A 17,611-nucleotide genomic window follows, 5' to 3' on the forward strand; every position below is an offset into this window, starting at 1 on the left:
GCCCCTTACAGACGATGGATCGACAGGCCGCCATCCACCGGGATGACGGCGCCGGTTGCGAAATCGAAACGCCCCTCGGCCAGCGGCACCACGACCGTGCCGATATCCGCGGGTTGCCCCCAACGGCCAGCGGGAACGAGGCCGCCCGCGATGCGGTCATCGTATCGTTCGGCGACAGGCGCGGTCATGGGCGTGGCGATGATGCCGGGGCGCAACTCGAACACGCCGATCCCCTCTGGCGCGAGACGGGCGGCGAAGCTTTGCGCCATCATCGAGGCCCCGGCCTTGGAGATGCAGTATTCCGCACGGTCGGTTGAGATCATGGACGCGCTGACCGAGGTGACAAAATGGATCGAGCGGTAAGGATCGCTCGACGCCCTGAGCATCCGCCTTGCAGCTTCTTGTACAAGAAAGAACGCGCCGCGCAGGTTCACATCCATGCAGCGATCGAAACTTTCGGGCGTCATCTCCAAAAGGTCACCGCGCTGCATCGCTGGCACGCCGGCATTCGATACGAAAGTGGTGATGGGTCCATGGGCCTGTTCGACGGCGTCGATCAGGCCTGATCCATCCTCGATCTGTCGCAGATCGTGCTGGTGGTAACTGGCCGCCTCTCCAAGCTCTGCAAGAGCCGCCCGGACCGTCTCGGCAGCGCCCTCCAGTTCCGCCGCCAGCGCCACGCGCCAGCCTGCGTCCACCAGGGCGCGCGCGATCCCAAGGCCGATCCCTTGTTGCCCCCCGGTGATGAGTGCCACGCGCGTCATGCCGCGATCTCCTTCTTGATGGTCTCCGCCGCGCGCAGCGCCAGCGCGGCCACGGTCAGCGACGGGTTTACCGCCGCCGAGGTCGGCAAGGCCCCTGCATCTGCCACAAAGAGGTTCGGATGATCCCAGGATCGGCACTGCGGATCGATGACCGAGTTCTGCGGATCGTCCCCCATGCGAACCGTGCCGCATTGATGCGACGGCACCCGGCCGTCGAAAAGGCGCGAAAGAACGATGGGGAACCCTGCCTTCTTCATCGTCTCTTTCGTTTTGGCGACCAACCCCGCATGCGCGGCCATGTTCGAACGACGCCAAAGCAGTTGCACCTTGCCCCCGTTCAGAACGACGCGGCTTTCGGGGTCCGGCAGGTCCTCGGAAATCAGGTAGAGGTCGATGGCGTGGCCCGACACCCACCGCGCCAGCGGCATGGGCAGGCGCGGCACCTGTGTCTTGAGAATATCCGGCGTGACACGCCCCAAAAGCTGGACATTGCCCAAGGGCGGGCCACCTGCGCCATCGGAGTGATACCAAGCGTTGATACCCCAGGTTTTCTGATAGACCGCGTCATTCCGGAACCGCGGGTCGATGGCGATCATCGCGGTCGCGTTGTGGTTCATGAAACAGCGCCCGGCCTGGTCCGAGCTGTTCGCGATGCCCGAGCGTAGCAGCAACGCGGCAGACTGCACCGCCCCGGCGCAAAGCGCCACGAGGGCCGGTCGCAGGCGATGTTCTTCACCGTCTTTCCGGTAGATGACCTCGCCGATCCGCTTGTTATCCGCACCCAGGGCCAACCCCGTCACTTCGGCCCCGGTGATCAACTCGACAGTCTCGTGCCGCAGGGCTTCGGCGAGGCCGCAGGTCTCGGCATCCATCTTGCCGCATCGCGTGTCCGGGTAGCCATCCCAACCGGTCGCACCGCCCGCCAGCCAGCGGTTCAGATCGACGCCAAGCGGCAGGGTGAAAGGCCGAACGCCCACGCGTTCGAGGCGCGCGCGCACCTCCGCCACGGCCGGTTCATCCGGGATGGGGGGATACGGGTAGGGCTGGCCATGCGGCGGCTCGGTCGCGTCGCTGCTTGCATCGCCGCGCACTTGGTACAGTTGCTCGGCCCGGTCATACCACGGCGCCAGTTCATCGTAGCGAAATGGCCAGGCGGGCGAGAGGCCACCTGCGTGCTGCTGTTCTTCGAAGTCCTCGGCGCGGCAGCGGATCAGCACCCCGCCATAGAGCTTCGTGTTGCCCCCGACATTGTAGTAATTCCCCGGCTCGAATGGCCGCCCGGCCTCGTCCAGCCATGTCTCATCCGACCGGAAGGCCGAATTCACGTAGATGCGCCACGGATCACGGGCCGGCGCATCGTCGGGGATCTGGTGGCCACGTTCGAGAATCGTGATCCGCGCACCGGTTGGGGCCAGTGCCGCCGCCAGCGTGGCGCCCCCCATTCCCGATCCGATGATAACCACGTCGGTCACCCGCCGCCCTCCCAAACCGCATATTTATTGGATCGTTCCAATAGCAAATCAAACCGCCCCCGGAAAGGGGCGGCGGTCTTTATCCGATACGGTTTTCGGTTTCGGGATCGAACAGCACGGCCTTGTCCATGTTCACCGCGAATTCGAAGGGCCGGCCCGGATGAACATCCGCGTCTGCACGCATCCGCGCGATGCAATCCCGGTTCGAAACATGCATCGTCACGAAGGTATCGGCCCCGGCAGGTTCCGTCACGCCAACGGTATTCGTCAGCGATTGGATATTCCGGGCGTTGCGGTCCGCGCCTTCGGGATCGGTGATCGCCTCGGGGCGAATGCCAAGCAGCACCTCGCGCCCCTTGTAGGCCCCGTAGGCCGCGGGCGCGTCGTCGATCCGCAAGATGACCTCCTGCCCCTCGGCCCCGCTCAGCACCGCGTGAAGCGCGCCGTTCCGATCCTCAAGCTTTGTCGGAAGGACGTTCATTGCAGGCGATCCCATGAAGGTCGCGACGAAGACATTGGCGGGGTTGTCATAGATCTCCTTCGGAGTGCCGAGTTGCTGCACATACCCCTTGTTCATCACCGCGATCCGCGTCGACAGGGTCATGGCCTCGATCTGGTCATGGGTGACGTAGACGATCGTGGTGCCCAGCTTCTGGTGCAGCTTCTTGATCTCGGTCCGCATGTCGACGCGCAGCTTGGCGTCGAGGTTCGACAGCGGCTCGTCGAACAGGAACACGTCCGGGTCCCGGACCAGGGCCCGCCCCATCGCAACCCGCTGGCGTTGACCGCCCGAGAGCTGCCCCGGCTTGCGGTCGAGCAGGTTCTCGATCTGCAAAAGTTGCGACACCTCGCGCATCTTGCGCTCGCGTTCTTCCTTGGGGGTGCCATGCATCTCAAGCCCGAAGGTGATGTTCTGGCCCACCGTCATGTTCGGGTAGAGCGCGTAGGACTGGAACACCATCGCGATGTTGCGCTTGGACGGGTGAACCCCGTTCATCACCGTATCCTTGATCGAGATATCGCCCGAGGTGATCCCCTCCAGCCCGGCGATCATGTTGAGGAGCGTGGACTTGCCACAGCCCGACGGGCCGACGAGCACCAAGAACTCCCCCTCGTCGACCGAGATGTCGACATGGTGCAGAACCTCGACCGCCCCGTAAGCCTTGGTGACGCCATTGATATCAAGAAAACCCATGGTTGCTTATCCCTTGACCGAGCCAGCCATGAGGCCGCGCACGAAGTAGCGACCGGCGACGATGTAAACGAGGAGCGTGGGACCGGCGGCCATGATCGCGCCGGCAAAGTGGACGTTGTATTCCGCCACGCCCGTGGACGAGTTGACGAGGTTGTTGAGCGCGACCGTCATCGGCGCCGCCCCGCCGCTGGCGAACGACGCCCCGAAAAGGAAGTCGTTCCAGATGTTGGTGAACTGCCAGATCACGCAGACCACGATGATCGGCCCGGAACTGGGCAAAAGGATGCGCCAGAAGATCTGGAAGAACCCCGCCCCGTCGATCTGCGCCGCCCGCACCAACTCGGTCGGGAAGGCGGCGTAGTAGTTGCGGAAATAGAGGGTCGAGAACCCGAGGCCATAGACCACGTGCACGAGGATCAGCCCCGTGGTCGTGCCCGCGATTCCAAGCTCGCCCAGGATACGCGCCATGGGGATCAGGACGATCTGGAACGGGATGAAGCAGGCAAACAGCATCAGGCCGAACAGGATCGTGTCGAAGCGGAAGCGCCATTTGGTCAGGACATAGCCGTTCAGCGCGCCGAGGACCGTCGAGATGGCGACTGCCGGCACGACCATCTTGATCGAGTTCCAGAAATACGGGCGCAGGCCCGTCGGCTCGACCCCGATCTGCGCCGTCGACCATGCCGACAGCCAAGGCGCGATCGTCCAGTCCTGGGGCAGCGCGATCATGTTGCCACCGGTGATTTCCTCCAGCGGCTTCAGCGAGTTCAGCACCATCACCAGAAACGGCAGCAGGTAGAACAGCGCAAAGACGAGCAGGAAAACGTAGATGAAGGTGCGGGTGACGCGCCCGGTGCGGATCGCAGTGTCTTGCGTGGCGACGGACATCACTTTTTCTCCCGCAGTTCAGCGTAGAGATAGGGGATCATGATCGCCGCGATCGTCATCAGCATGATGACGGCGGAAGACGCACCGATCCCCATCTGGTTGCGCGTGAAGGTGTAGGAATACATGAAGGTCGCCGGAAGTTCGGTCGCGCGCCCTGGCCCGCCATCGGTCATCGCGATGACAAGGTCATAAGACTTGATCGCGAGGTGGGAGAGGATCACGAAGGCCGAAAGGAAGGCCGGGCGCAGCTGCGGGATGATGATCCGGCGATAGAGGCTCCAGTTCGAGGCGCCGTCCATCTGCGCAGCTTTCAGGATCTCGTTGTCGATGCCGCGCAGGCCAGCAAGGAACATCGCCATGACGAAGCCGCTGGTTTGCCAGACGGCGGCGATGACGATGGTGTAGATCGCCATGTCGCGATCCTTGATCCAGTTGAAGGTAAATTCCGTGAACCCCCAGGTCTGCATCGTGGCCTCGATCCCGATGCCCGGGTCGAGCAGCCATTTCCATGCCGTACCCGTCACGATGAAACTGAGCGCCATCGGATAAAGGTAGATCGGACGCAGAAACCCTTCGCCGCGGATCTTCTGGTCGAGGAAAATCGCCAGCGACAGGCCGATCAGCGTGCAGATGATGATGTAGAGCGAGGCGAAGATGCCAAGGTTCGTGATCGCGATTTCCCAATGGGACAGGCGAAACAGGTTTTCGTAATTGCGCAGACCCACCCAGTCATAGGACGGCAACATGCGGCTGCCGGTGAAGCTCAGGTAAATCGTGTAGAAGATGAACCCGTAGACGAAGATCAGCATCAGCGTCACGGACGGCGCGAGCACGATCTTCGGAAGCCAGTTCTGCATACGCGTCCGGAAATCCGCGCGTGTGTCGGCTGCGGCCATCGCGGCCCCCTCCCCTGTCTGTCGGATGGCGTCGGGCAAACGGCCCGGTGTCGGGCCGGCCCATACTCGGGGCCGGCCCTGAGATCGCCACGATTACTGGGCGATCTCGACGGCAGTCACCAGTTCTTCGGCAGCGGTGGCCGCGTCATACTCGCCGTTGAAATGGGCGGTGATGACGTCGTACATCGCGTTCTGCACGGACGGGTTGTTGGCGTGACCATGCGCCATCGACCCGAAGAGCGCACCGTTCGCCGCTGCTTCGGCCAGTTGCGCCATGCCCATCTGGCCACAGGCATCGAACTGATCCGACGGGATGTCGGTACGCGCCGGGACCGAGCCCTTCACGAGGTTGAAGGCGATCTGGAACTCGGGACTCATCACGGCCGAGGCCATGGCAAGCTGTGCCGCCTGCGCGTCGGCATCTTCCACCGCGAACATGGCGAACTGGTCCGAGTTGAAGGTCACGGTGCCTTCGGTGCCGGGCACGCGGAAGCACTGGAATTCGTCGCCCGCGGTCTGGCCCGCATTCACGAATTCACCCTTGGCCCAGTCGCCCATGATCTGGAAAAGCGCTTCGCCATTGACCACCATCGCGGTGGCGAGGTTCCAGTCACGGCCCGAGAAGTTGTCATCGACGAAGCCACGCAAGGTCGCCATGCGCTCGAAGGCTTCGACCATCGTTTCGGAGCCAAGCGCCTCGGGGTCGAGATCGACCATCGAGGCCTGGTAGAAGTCGGGGCCACCGACGCCCATTACCATCGAGTCGAAGATGGTCGCGTCCTGCCAGGCCTGACCACCATGGGCGAGCGCGGTGTAGCCGGCATCCTGCGCGGTCTGCATTGCGGCGACGAACTCTTCCCAGGTGGTGGGTTGTTCGATGCCAAGCTCTTCCATCAGCGCGGTGTTGGCCCAGACCCAATTGGTGGAGTGCACGTTGACCGGCGCGGCAACCCAGCTGCCGTCATAGGTCGAGAAGCGCTGCAGCGCCTCGGGCACGACCTCGCCCCAGTTCTGTTCGGCGGCCAGTTCGTCGAGATTGGCAAGCACGCCCTCGGCGGCCCAGTCCTGAATGGAGAAGCCGAGCATCTGCACGGCGGTCGGCGGGTTGCCCGAGGTGACGCGGGCACGCAGCACGGTCATGGCGTCCGAGCCGCCGCCACCGGCAACCGGCATGTCCATCCATTCGACGCCCTGGCCGGACAGGTCTTCTCGCAGGACGTTGAGGGCCGCCGCTTCACCGCCCGAGGTCCACCAGTGCAGCACCTCGACCTCTTGCGCTGCCACCGCTGTGGTGGACAACGCAACGGCAGCCGCCGTGAATTGAAGTTGCTTGAGCATGGTCATCGTGTTCCTCCCTGTTGACCAAGGTCCGATTTAGGACTGACGGATTAAAACGTTATAATTTATGGGCAAGTCAACCTTAAATTGTTTCGGCAGATTCCCCGGAATAGTTGGCATTGCCCTATAATCATTATGAATTTCTGCGATGCGGCAATGCGGACGCAGCGCAGATGGCCTATTGAAACGTTTGAATTCCCCTGCATTATGGCGACCGAACCACCCCAGAGCGCGAGCCACCCGCATGACCCGTCCGCCAGAGACGCAAACGCTGCCCATCGAGGCGTCGACCGAACGACCGACCCTGCGGACTGTTGCGCAGGCGACCGGGTTTTCCGTGGCAACGGTGTCGCGCGCGCTGTCCGACGATCCGCGAATCGCGCTGAAAACCCGCAAGACGGTTGCCGAGGCCGCTGAACGCCTTGGCTATGTGCCGGACCGGGCCGCCCGCCGCCTGCGGACGGGCCGTACGCAGGTCGTGTCGCTGTTGCTCAATACCGAACACGAATTTCTTGGCTTCACCCACGAATTTCTCAGCGGAATCACCGAGGTCCTGCGCGGCACGGGATATTCCGTCACCGTCGTGCCCGACGACATCGGCGAAGACCGTCTCGACCTTGTCCGCAACATCATGCGCAACAATCTGGCCGACGGCATCCTGTTCACGCGAACGGAATGCTTCGACCCGCGCGCGCGCCTGCTGATGGAGAGCGGCTTTCCCTTCGTCAGCCATGGCCGAACGGATTTCACCACGCCCCATGCCTGGGTCGATTTCGACAACGAAGCCTTTGCCCGGCAGGCCGTCGAACGCCTCGTTGCAAAGGGTCGGCGACGGCTGAGCCTGATCCTGCCCGAGGATCGGTTCAGCTTTACCCAGCATTTGCGCTACGGGTTCCTGTCGGCGGCACGCGCCGCGGGGATCGAGCATGAAATCGTCGCTGGGGTCACCCTCGACAGCCCCACGCCCGAAATTGCCGAGGCCCTGCGCGAAAACCGGCGCGGCCCAACCCCACACGATGGCTACATTTGCGTGGGCGAAGTGACCGCGCTGGTCACGATGGCAGCCCTCGCCGATACTGGCGCGACACCGGGCATCGACGCCGATGTCGTGGCCAAGCGCGCCTCGCCCATCTTCGACAACATCCGCCCGCGCATCGAAACCGTCTTCGAAGACCTCAGGGCCACAGGTCGCGCCATGGCCGAAATGCTGTTGCGCCGCATGGCCGGAGAGCCGCCCGAGGATCTTCACATCCTCTTCAAGCCGGGTCAGCCCGACTGGAATGGCGGCGCGTAGGGTCACTCGGCCACCCATTTTGCCCGAGTATCCCCGATCCGAAGCTGCACGGTTTTCGCTTCAAGAAACTCCTCGAGACCGTAGCGCCCAAGTTCGCGCCCCTGCCCGGACTGCTTGACGCCCCCGAAGGGCAGTTCCGCATAGCCGTCCATCCAGGTGTTCGACCAGACCGTGCCGGCCTCGACGCGACGGGCAAAGTCGAGGCAGGTCGAGACGTCGCGGCTCCAGACGCCGGCCGACAATCCGTAGGAGGCCGAATTGGCCAGCGCGATCGCTTCATCTGCGGTCTTGAAGGTCAGCACCGAAAGAACGGGACCAAAGACTTCGTCCAACGCAATCGGCATATCCGGCGTGACGCCGGTGACGACGGTGGGCTGGTAGAATTGGCCATCCAGACCGTCGATGCGCAGGGCACCGCCACCCAGTGCGATCCCAGCACCGGATTTGGCCGCCTCCTGCACGTAGCCATCAATCTTGTCGAGGTGATCGGTCGAAATGATCGCACCAACCTGCGTCCGCGGGTCAAGCGGATCGCCGAACGGCACCTTGCGTGACAGGGCGACGACCTTTTCGACCAGCTCTTCGGCGACATCTTCATGCACGATGATGCGACTGCCCGAATTGCAGCATTCGCCCGCGTTGAAGTAGACGCCGAACGTGATGGCATCGGCGGCTTGGTCGAGGTCGGCATCGGGGAAGATGACCTGCGGGTTCTTGCCCCCCAGTTCGAGCGAGACCTTCTTCAGCGTGTCGCTGGCAGCGGCCACGATGCGCTTGCCCACGGCGGTGGACCCGGTGAAGGAAACCATGTCCACATCGCGATGCGTCGACAGCATCGCCCCCACGGGATCGCCATAGCCAAGGACGATGTTGACGACACCGGTGGGCAGGCCAGCCTCCACCAGCAATTCACCGAGGATGACCGTGCTCGATGGCGTCAGTTCCGAAGGCTTCACGACCGCCGTGCACCCCGCCGCCAGGGCGAAGGGCAATTTCTGGCTGACGATCAGAAACGGGAAGTTCCAGGGGCAGATGATGCCCGCAACCCCGATCGGCTCTTTCAGGACAAGGCCCAGCATGTCTGGTCCAAGCGAGTTGTGGCTTTCGCCGCTCATCGTGCGGGCCAGCGACGCCGCGTAGCGCCACAGGTCGATAGCGATCTCGATCTCGGCCTTGGCCTGGCTGATCGGCTTGCCGGATTCCAGCGTCTCGATCAGGGCGATCCGGTCAATATCACGCGCGATCAGGTCCGCCACTTTCAGAAGCAGCGTCGCCCGGTCCTGGCCGGAGGATCGCGACCAGTTTCCGTTGTCAAAGGCCCGGCGCGCCGCCGAGATCGCGGCTTCGGTTTCCGCCGTGCCGCCCTTGGCCGCGACACTGACCAGCACTTTATGCGCGGGCGAGTAGCGTTCGGAGGTCGCGCCATCGGCGCTATCCGTCCACGCGCCATCGATCAGATGCCGTCCCTTGAACGGGTCAGCAGGAAGTTGCGCTTGCGTGGCGGGGATCAGGGTCAGGTCGGTCATGTCTCAACGTCCGGAAAAATCTGGTTTGCGTTTCTCGGCAAAGGCAGCGGCGCCCTCGGTCTTGTCGTCCGTCGCGCCGATCATGCCGCCGCCCAACGCCTCGATCATCGCGGCGGCGTCTTCTCCGACACCGGCGTGGATCTGGTATTTCGCAACCTCATGCGCGCGGGGCGAGGCCTTGAGCAGGCCGTCTGCGATGGCCTGCGCCGTAGCCATCGGGTCATCCGAAACCTCGGCCAAGAAGCCCAGCGCAAGGGCGCGCTCCGCCGACAACCGCCTGCCGAACAGGGCCATCTCTTTCAGCACGGGTTCCGGCAAAAGACGGGCCAGCCGTTGCGTGCCGGACCAGCCGGGCACGATACCCACCTGCGCTTCGGGCAGGGCCAATGTCGCACCGGGTGCCATGACGCGGATATCGCAAGCGGTCGCCAGTTCCAGCCCGCCACCGAACGCATGGGCCTGGATCACGGCAATCGTCGGTTTCGACAGGCGCGCCAGCCGGTCGAACACCCGATGCCCCTCGCGCACCCAATGGCGGGCGAAATCGGTCGGCGACAACGCGGCCCAGGCCTTGATGTCCGCCCCGGCGCAGAACGCGCGCTCACCCGCGGAACACAGGAGGACGCCGCGCACCGACAGATCCCGTTCCAGCGTGGCGCAATGCGCCTCGAGCTGGTTCAGCATCTCGACCGTGAAGGCGTTCAGCTTGGCGGGGTTGTCGATCACGATCCGCGCGATCGGACCGTCAACCTGAAGATGGACGGCACTCATAGCGACAACCCCATCGGCGCATCGCGCAACAAGGACAGCGGCATGGTCGTGGCATCTTCGGCCACCACGACACGGCCCTCGCTGGCCGTGACGATATCGCGTCCGGGGTCGATGCCCGGCATGATCTCGGTCGCGACAAGGCCGGTTTCGCTCAGACGTATCACGCAACGTTCGGTGACATAAAGCACGTCCTGCCCCGTCCGCAGCGCGCGCTGGCCCGCGAAGGTCACGTGCTCCACCGCCTCGACCATCTTGGTGAACTTGCCGGGCTTTGCGACACGCAGCCCGTCGTCGGACAATTCAAGTTGCGCGCCCGCTTCGAAATAGCCCGAGAAGACGATCTTCCTGGCGTGGGCCGTGATATCGACGAATCCACCGCAGCCCGCCGTCAGGTAGGGCTTTTTCCCGAGCTTCGAGACATTGACGTTCCCCTCCACGTCCACCTCGAGGAAGGACAGGAAGGACATGTCAAAGCCGCCCCCCTGGAAATAGCTGAATTGGTTGGGGCTGGGTACGAAAGCATCCGCGTTCGACGCGCATCCGAACGCGAAACCGGTGAGCGGCATACCCCCGACGGCGCCCTGCTCGATGGCCCATGTCACTGCCTGTTCATGGCCCTCCTCCAAAAGGATGCGCGGCACCATGGCCGAGATGCCGAAGCCAAGATTGGCGGTCATTCCCCGCCGCAACTCCATCGCGGCACGCCGCGCGATGACCTTCTCGACGCCATGTTCGGCGAGGCTGAAACTTGCCCAGGGCCGCATGATCTCGCCCGAGATCGCGGGGTCGTACTCCGTCTCGGTCGTTTGTTTCTGGTCGGGCGCAACCACGATCAGATCGACAAGATGACCCGGCACATGCACGTCATGTGGCCGCAGGCTGCCCGCCGCGGTCACGCGTTTGACCTGCGCGATGACCAGGCCGCCGTGGTTGCGTGTGGCAATCGCCTGATCGAGCGCGCCGAGATATGCCCCTTCGTGTTCATAGGTCAGGTTGCCCGTTTCATCCGCCGTCGTAGCCCGGATGATCGCCACATCCGGCACGATGTTGGGAAAGTGCAGCCAAGTCTCGCCGCCGAACTCGACGCGCGCCACGATGGGGCGTGCGGCCGCGGTGTCATTCATGGCGCAGCCTTCGCGGATCGGATCGACAAAGGTTTCCAGCCCGACCTTGGTCAACACGCCGGGGCGGCGCGCGGCCACGTCGCGATGCATGTCGAACATGATGCCCGACGGCACGTTGTAGGCCGCAACGCGATCTTCGGTGACCATCTTCCAGATCTCGGGCATCGGCAGCGAAGACGGCCCGGACGGGTAGCTGCCCCCGATGATCGTGGACAGAAGACCATCCTTGGCAATGTGATCGACACCCTTGACCCCGTACATGTCGCCCGCGGCAATCGGGTGCAGCGTGGTCAGGTTGCGCGGATGCCCCTCGGCATCGAACCGGTCGCCGATGGCCTTGAGCATCGCGTCGGGACAGCCCAGCGCCGAGGATGAGGACACGGTGACAACCGCGTCGTCCGGAATGCGCGCGGCTGCATCTGACAGGCTGACCAGCTTGCCCATGCCTCAGACCCCCGCGTAATCGACGGACGTCCGCTGCCCGCTCTTGGCCGCTTTGGCCACGGCGGCGGCTACGGCCAGGGATTTCACACCATCGACCCCATCGGCAGAGGGCCGCCCCTTGCCGTTGGCCGCGTCATGGAAAAGGCCAAGGGATCGCGCATAAAGGTTGTGCGTCTCGAAGGGAATATCCTCTTCGCCCGCCTCGGTCCGCAGGGTGATTTCTCCAACGGGTCGCTGCGTCATGACGTTCTTCGCAACGATCGAGCCCTTGGTGCCATGCACCTCGAAGCCCGAACTGGTGAAGCGGTGGGTGAAACTTTCATGCGTCAGCACCTGCACACCGGACGGCATCGCCCAGACGGACATCACGCTGTCTTCCACGCCCTGCCCGAGGCCGCTTGCGGTTTGCATCGCCACGACCTCGGCCGGGTCCTCGCCCAGATGGAACCGGACGGTATCGGCGTCATGGACCGCGATATCGGGGATCACGCCGCCCCCTGCCTCGGGATTGTCGATGCGCCAGCCCTGCAGGTGCAGCGGCAGGTAGACGGCGTGGAACACCCGAACCGACAGAACATCGCCGATGCGGCCCGATTGCACGAGGTCCCGCATCGCCAGATGGCTGCCGGCGTTGCGCAGATGGTGGTTGGTGCCAAAGGTCAGGCCCGCATCCGCGGCAGCGCGCACCATCGCCGCCGCATCGGCCACCGTCATCGCCAGCGGCTTTTCACACAGCACGTGCTTGCCCGCCGCAATCGCGGCCATGGCCTGCGCGAAATGCTTTTCATTGGTGGTCGAGATGTAGACCGCGTCGATATCGCCATCGAGCAGCGCGTCCAGGTCGCTTACCCCCACGGGAATATCATGCTCGGCGGCGTAGCTTTCGGCGCGGTCGGTGCTGGAACTCAGGACAGAGGCCACCTCGCCGCCAGCGGCGCGAATTGCACCGATCATGTGTTCAGATGCGATTGTACTGGCACCGATCAAACCCCAGCGCATGGCGTCCTCCGTTCCGGGTTGCAAATTGGATCGTTCCAATTGAACCGTTTTCTGGATCGTTCCAAAAATATTGTCAAGCTGCGTGTTGATCTGCCGGCATCCACCTTCGGCTGGCCATGGCACAGACGTGTTCAGCCGCCTCCCTGCACGTCAGGCCACATACGCCCCGCATTTCGTCAGCCGCGCCTCGAAATCCGCGATACGGCCACGCGCCTCTTTCGAGGTGGAGACCATGCGGGCGATCAGCGCCTCGGCCAATGCGAAATAGGCAAGCAAGCTGGGCAAGGCCTGGGGGCCATCCATCTTGGGGGTCAGGACGATCTCGGCGCCGTCGGCCAAGGGCGACGAATAAAGATCCGTAATGGCAAGGATGCGTGCGCCGCGCGACTTCGCGATCTCATGGGCGCGAACGGCCTCGGCGGAATAGAACGAGTAGGAAATCGGCACCACCACATCGTTCGGCCCGGTCGCGGTCAAAGTGTCGGCGATCGCGCCAGGCTCGGCCGGGGTCGCGGCAAAATTGGCAAAGGCCATTCGGCCCGTATAGGACAGGTAATGCGCAATCGAATAGCAGCTGCGCACCCCGACGCAATGGATCTGCCGCGCCGACAGCAACAGGCTCGCTGCCTGGTCCACGCGCTCAACCGTCTCGGGATCGAACAGCGCACCGAGATTCGATTGCGCCGCCCCGGCCAAGGCATCGAACAGCGCACCCTTCTCGGTGTCCCGCAGGCGGGCGGCGCGGTCGGCATAGCTGTCCTCTCCACCGCGCAAAGCCTGTTGAAACGCCAGGCGGCAGGCTTCGTACCCATCAAAGCCCAAGGCCCGTGCAAGCCGGAACACCGTGTTCGGGTTCACATCAGCGAATTCGGCCAGGCCGCGCACGGAATGAAAGGCCATTTCTTCCGGGTGCTTCTGCGCCCATTTTGCCAACTCGGCCACGCGGGGTGACGCGCCCCTTGCGATCTCCGCCAGCGCGCGGCGCAACGTGTCCATCGATGTGTGGCTCTCCGTGACGGCTTGACTAGTCAAGCTCTATCCCTCCCGTTTCTGCGACTTGCCTCGCTGATGAAACAGTTGATTGCAGATCTTGACCTCAGGCAACCATTTGTTTCACTGTTCGCAGGTCTCGTGGCCCGATGGGCCGCGCAATCGACAGGGAGAGTACTCATGAAAAAGCACGTTCTCGGTGGCCTTGTGGCCATCGCCGGCGCGGTTGCGGCCGGTGGCGCTACGGCCCAGGAAACCTTCATCACCATCGGCACCGGTGGCGTGACCGGGGTTTACTACCCCACCGGCGGCGCGATCTGCCGCCTCGTGAACCGTGGCCGGTCCGAGCACGGCATCCGCTGCGGCGTCGAATCGACCGCAGGCTCGGTGTTCAACATCAACGCCATTCGCGGCGGTGAACTGGAATTCGGCGTGGCCCAGTCCGACTGGCAGTACCACGCGTTCAACGGCACCTCGCGCTTCGAAGAGCAGGGTCCGTTCGAAGAGCTTCGCGCCGTCTTCTCGGTGCACCCGGAGCCCTTCACGGTTGTCGCCCGCGCCGATGCCGGCATCGAGAACTTCGAAGACCTGCAGGGCATGCGTGTGAACGTCGGCAACCCCGGCTCGGGTCAGCGCGGCACGATGGAAGTGCTGATGGCCGAATTGGGCTGGACGATGGATGACTTCTCGGTCGCGTCCGAACTGCAAGCCGCCGAGCAGAGCCAGGCGCTGTGCGACAACAACATCGACGCGATGATCTACACCGTCGGCCACCCCTCCGGCTCGATCCAGGAAGCCACCACCGCCTGTGACAGCGTTCTGGTGAACGTCACCGGCGAAGCGGTCGACGCGCTGGTCGAAGCCAACCCGTTCTACCGCACCGCCACGATCCCCGGCGGCATGTATCGCGGCAATGACGAAGACACGACGACCTTCGGCGTCGGCGCAACTTTCGTCACCTCGGCGGACGTGCCCGAAGAGGTCGTCTACCAGGTCGTTCGCGCGATCTTCGAGGACATCGACCAGTTCCGGGGCCTGCACCCGGCCTTCGCCAACCTCGATCCGGCGGAAATGGCCAATGACGGCCTGTCGGCCCCGCTGCACCCGGGTGCCGAGCGTTACTATCGCGAAGCCGGCCTGATCGAATGATCTGCGGCAGCCTCGCCTGAGGGTATTGCCCGGAGCCGCACACGCGGCTCCGGGCTTTTTGTTTCGGAACGATCGACCGGCATCCTGGCCGGAAACCGGGGGAACGCGCATGACGAACGGCAACGAACAGCAACAGGCCGGTGGCCGCCAGTTCAGCGACGAAGAACTTCAGGATCTCGTCGCCTCCAGCGATAGCGGCGCGCGCGACCCGGATAATCGCGGTGTTGCGTTGCTGATCGCCGGTTTGGCGCTGGCCTGGTCGCTGTTCCAGCTCTGGATCGCGCAGCCGCAGCTTTGGTTCGCCGAGTATATCCCCGCGCTCAACTCGTCGCAGACGCGGCCGATCCACCTGACCTTCGCGATCGTTCTGGCGTTCCTCGCCTATCCGGCGTTCAAATCCTCCCCCCGCCACCGCATCCCGATTGCCGACTGGGTTCTTGCGATCGTTGGCGGTGGTTCGGCCTTCTACGTTTTTCTTTTCTCCGACACGCTGGCCCTGACCGCGCGCTCCGGCCTGCCGACGCAGACGCAGGTCATCATTGGCGCGATCGGCCTTCTGGTGCTGTTGGAGGCCAGCCGCCGCGCGCTTGGCCCGGCCCTGACGATCGTCGGCTCGATCTTCCTGCTTTATGCCTACATGGGCACCGGCTGGCTGATCCCCGAACTGATCGAGCATGAAGGTCTCAGCTTTACCGCGCTGATGAACGCTCAATGGCTGGATACCGCGGGCGTCTTCGGCATTCCGTTGGGCGTCTCAACAGCGTTTGTCTTCCTTTTCGTTCTTTTTGGCTCACTTCTCGACAAAGCAGGCGCGGGCAATTACTTCATCAAGCTCGCCTTCGCGGGCCTCGGCCACCTGCGCGGCGGCCCGGCCAAGGCGGCGGTTGTCGGCTCGGCCATGACGGGCCTGATCTCGGGCTCCTCCATCGCCAACGTGGTTACGACCGGCACCTTCACGATCCCGCTGATGAAACGTGTGGGTTTCACCAATGAACAGGCGGGCTCGGTCGAGGTGGCAAGCTCCGTGAACGGCCAGATCATGCCGCCCGTCATGGGCGCCGCGGCCTTCCTGATGGTCGAATTCATCGGCATTTCCTACGTCGAGGTCATCAAGCACGCCTTCATCCCGGCGGTGATTTCCTACATCGCGCTGGTCTACATCGTGCACCTCGAAGCCCTGAAAAAGGACATGCCTGCCTTGGGTGAGGCCAAGAGCTTCATCGGCATGCTGGTCAAGTTTTTCATCGGTTTCGCCGTCGCTGGCGCCGCCTTTACCGCGCTGATCTACGGCGTCGGAGCCTTGCGCGCCGTCGCCCCGGCGCTGGCCGGCCCGGTGATGATGGCGGTTCTGCTTGGCGTCTATGCCCTCCTCGTCGCTGTTGCAGCCCGCCGTCCAGACCTCGAAGTCGACGATCCGAACGATCCCGAGATCAAGCTGCCGACCGTGAAAGAGGTCTATGCCACGGGCCTGCACTACATCCTGCCCATCGTGGTGCTGGTCTGGTTCCTGATGGTCGAACGCCAGAGCCCGGCGAAGTCGGCCTTTTACGCAACCGCCCTCATGCTGCTGATCATCGTCACCCAGCGCCCGCTCAAGGCCATTTTCCGCGGGCAAGGCGGGCAGATGGTGTCCGAGTTCAAGGGCGGCCTTGCCGACCTGCTGGACGGGCTGATCGCGGGTGCACGCAACATGATCGGCATTGGCGTGGCCACGGCTGCCGCCGGTATCATCGTTGCGACGGTCACGAAAACACCCATCGGCACGGAACTGGCCGGGCTGGTGGAGCAGCTTTCCGGCGGCGTGCTGATCGTGATGCTGATGCTCGTCGGCCTGTTCTCGCTGATCCTCGGGATGGGGCTGCCGACCACGGCGAACTATATCGTGGTGTCGTCCCTGATGGCCTCGGTCGTGGTTTCGCTCGGTGCGCAAGAAGGACTGATCGTCCCGCTTATCGCGGCGCACCTCTTCGTCTTCTATTTCGGCATCATGGCCGACGTGACGCCACCCGTCGGGCTGGCGAGTTTCGCGGCCGCCGCCGTGTCGGGGGGCGATCCGATCCGGACGGGCTTTACCGCCTTCTTCTACAGCCTGCGGACCGTCGCGCTGCCGTTCCTGTTCATCTTCAACCCGACGCTGATCCTTTACGGCGTGGACCTGGGCACGACGGCGGGCATCCTTCAGGCCGTTTCGGTCTTCGTGATCGCGACCTTCGCCATGCTGCTCTTCGCGGCAGCGACCCAAGGCTATTTCCTGGCCCGGTCGCGCATCTACGAGAGCGCGGCGCTTTTGCTGGTGGCCTTTACCCTGTTCGTGCCGAATGTGTGGTTGAACATGGTGCAGCCGCCCTTCCGGGACGTGCCCCCCATCCAGTTCGAAGAAGCCCTCGCCGATGCGACGGAGGGCAGCCGCCTGCGGGTCGAGGTTGAAGGCCCCGATTTCGACACCGGGGAAACCACCTCGCTCACCCTGCCCATCGACATCGCAGCCGGAAGTGCGGCCGAGCGGCTGGACGCCACCGGCCTTCTGCTCTTTCCCGATGGCGAGGTGATGCGCCTCGATGAGCCGATGTTCGGAACCGACGCCGCCGAGGCGCTGGCCGATTTCGATTTCTACGCCGACGACCCGGTGACACTGGCCTCGGTCCTTGTGCCGCGTGACCGGATGCCGGCGCAGATCTTCTACATTCCTGCGTTGCTGCTGCTGGGTCTGGTGATCCTGTTGCAGCGGCGGCGCCAGACCAAACCGGCCTTCTGAAGGAGG

14 protein-coding genes are annotated in these 17,611 nt (G+C 63.8%); 3 read left to right on the forward strand and 11 right to left on the reverse strand.

The window, feature by feature from the left end; translation table 11 throughout:
• Positions 1-5 precede the first annotated feature (5 nt).
• The 6 genes from ABD923_RS14650 to ABD923_RS14675 all read right to left on the reverse strand — a co-directional run bounded on the left by ABD923_RS14650 (position 6) and on the right by ABD923_RS14675 (position 6,553).
• Positions 6-764 carry a 3-ketoacyl-ACP reductase gene (locus ABD923_RS14650; RefSeq protein ID WP_259549325.1) on the reverse strand — a complete coding sequence of 253 codons (759 nt, stop codon included), beginning with the start codon at positions 762-764 and terminating at the stop codon, positions 6-8.
• Positions 761-2,236 carry an FAD-dependent oxidoreductase gene (locus tag ABD923_RS14655; protein ID WP_259549317.1) on the reverse strand — a complete coding sequence of 492 codons (1,476 nt, stop codon included), beginning with the start codon at positions 2,234-2,236 and terminating at the stop codon, positions 761-763. Before ABD923_RS14655 ends, ABD923_RS14650 begins: the two co-directional genes overlap by 4 nt.
• 79 nt (positions 2,237-2,315) lie before the next feature.
• The gene (locus tag ABD923_RS14660; RefSeq protein WP_259549315.1) at positions 2,316-3,431 is read right to left on the reverse strand and encodes an ABC transporter ATP-binding protein; all 1,116 of its coding nucleotides are present in this window, start codon (positions 3,429-3,431) and stop codon (positions 2,316-2,318) included.
• A 6-nt stretch (positions 3,432-3,437) separates the two neighbouring features.
• Positions 3,438-4,319, reverse strand: a complete 882-nt coding sequence (locus ABD923_RS14665) for a carbohydrate ABC transporter permease (RefSeq protein ID WP_259549314.1) — start codon at positions 4,317-4,319, stop codon at positions 3,438-3,440.
• A complete protein-coding gene (locus tag ABD923_RS14670; protein WP_222191453.1) occupies positions 4,319-5,215 on the reverse strand; it encodes a carbohydrate ABC transporter permease in 897 nt (298 codons plus the stop codon). The genes ABD923_RS14665 and ABD923_RS14670 overlap by 1 nt, the downstream gene beginning before the upstream one ends.
• Positions 5,216-5,308: 93 nt before the next feature.
• The gene (locus ABD923_RS14675) at positions 5,309-6,553 is read right to left on the reverse strand and encodes an ABC transporter substrate-binding protein (protein ID WP_222191704.1); all 1,245 of its coding nucleotides are present in this window, start codon (positions 6,551-6,553) and stop codon (positions 5,309-5,311) included.
• 244 nt (positions 6,554-6,797) lie between these two features.
• On the opposite strand from ABD923_RS14675, the gene ABD923_RS14680 reads away from it, so the two are divergent.
• Positions 6,798-7,847: a LacI family transcriptional regulator gene (locus ABD923_RS14680; RefSeq protein WP_259549311.1), complete on the forward strand. Its 1,050-nt coding sequence runs from the start codon at positions 6,798-6,800 to the stop codon at positions 7,845-7,847.
• 2 nt (positions 7,848-7,849) lie between these two features.
• Here the strand turns inward: ABD923_RS14680 and ABD923_RS14685 are convergent, their stop codons facing one another.
• From ABD923_RS14685 to ABD923_RS14705, 5 genes are all read right to left on the reverse strand, one after another.
• Positions 7,850-9,373 carry an aldehyde dehydrogenase family protein gene (locus ABD923_RS14685; RefSeq protein WP_259549310.1) on the reverse strand — a complete coding sequence of 508 codons (1,524 nt, stop codon included), beginning with the start codon at positions 9,371-9,373 and terminating at the stop codon, positions 7,850-7,852.
• Between the two features lie 3 nt (positions 9,374-9,376).
• A complete protein-coding gene (locus ABD923_RS14690) occupies positions 9,377-10,144 on the reverse strand; it encodes an enoyl-CoA hydratase/isomerase family protein (protein WP_259549289.1) in 768 nt (255 codons plus the stop codon).
• Positions 10,141-11,712 carry an acyl CoA:acetate/3-ketoacid CoA transferase gene (locus ABD923_RS14695; RefSeq protein WP_259549283.1) on the reverse strand — a complete coding sequence of 524 codons (1,572 nt, stop codon included), beginning with the start codon at positions 11,710-11,712 and terminating at the stop codon, positions 10,141-10,143. The genes ABD923_RS14690 and ABD923_RS14695 overlap by 4 nt, the downstream gene beginning before the upstream one ends.
• Positions 11,713-11,715: 3 nt before the next feature.
• Positions 11,716-12,711: a Gfo/Idh/MocA family protein gene (locus ABD923_RS14700; protein ID WP_259549281.1), complete on the reverse strand. Its 996-nt coding sequence runs from the start codon at positions 12,709-12,711 to the stop codon at positions 11,716-11,718.
• A 150-nt stretch (positions 12,712-12,861) separates the two neighbouring features.
• Positions 12,862-13,707 (reverse strand): MurR/RpiR family transcriptional regulator, encoded by an 846-nt coding sequence (locus ABD923_RS14705; protein ID WP_345229519.1) that lies wholly within the window; start codon positions 13,705-13,707, stop codon positions 12,862-12,864.
• Positions 13,708-13,881: 174 nt separating this feature from the next.
• Here ABD923_RS14705 and ABD923_RS14710 point away from each other — a divergent pair, with 174 nt between their 5' ends.
• Together ABD923_RS14710 and ABD923_RS14715 are read left to right on the forward strand one after the other, a co-directional pair.
• Positions 13,882-14,850 (forward strand): TAXI family TRAP transporter solute-binding subunit, encoded by a 969-nt coding sequence (locus ABD923_RS14710; protein WP_222191446.1) that lies wholly within the window; start codon positions 13,882-13,884, stop codon positions 14,848-14,850.
• 109 nt (positions 14,851-14,959) lie between these two features.
• The gene (locus ABD923_RS14715) at positions 14,960-17,605 is read left to right on the forward strand and encodes a TRAP transporter permease (RefSeq protein WP_259549277.1); all 2,646 of its coding nucleotides are present in this window, start codon (positions 14,960-14,962) and stop codon (positions 17,603-17,605) included.
• Positions 17,606-17,611: the final 6 nt, after the last annotated feature.

The organism is [Roseibacterium] beibuensis (assembly GCF_039542305.1).
GTDB lineage: Bacteria > Pseudomonadota > Alphaproteobacteria > Rhodobacterales > Rhodobacteraceae > Roseibacterium > Roseibacterium beibuensis.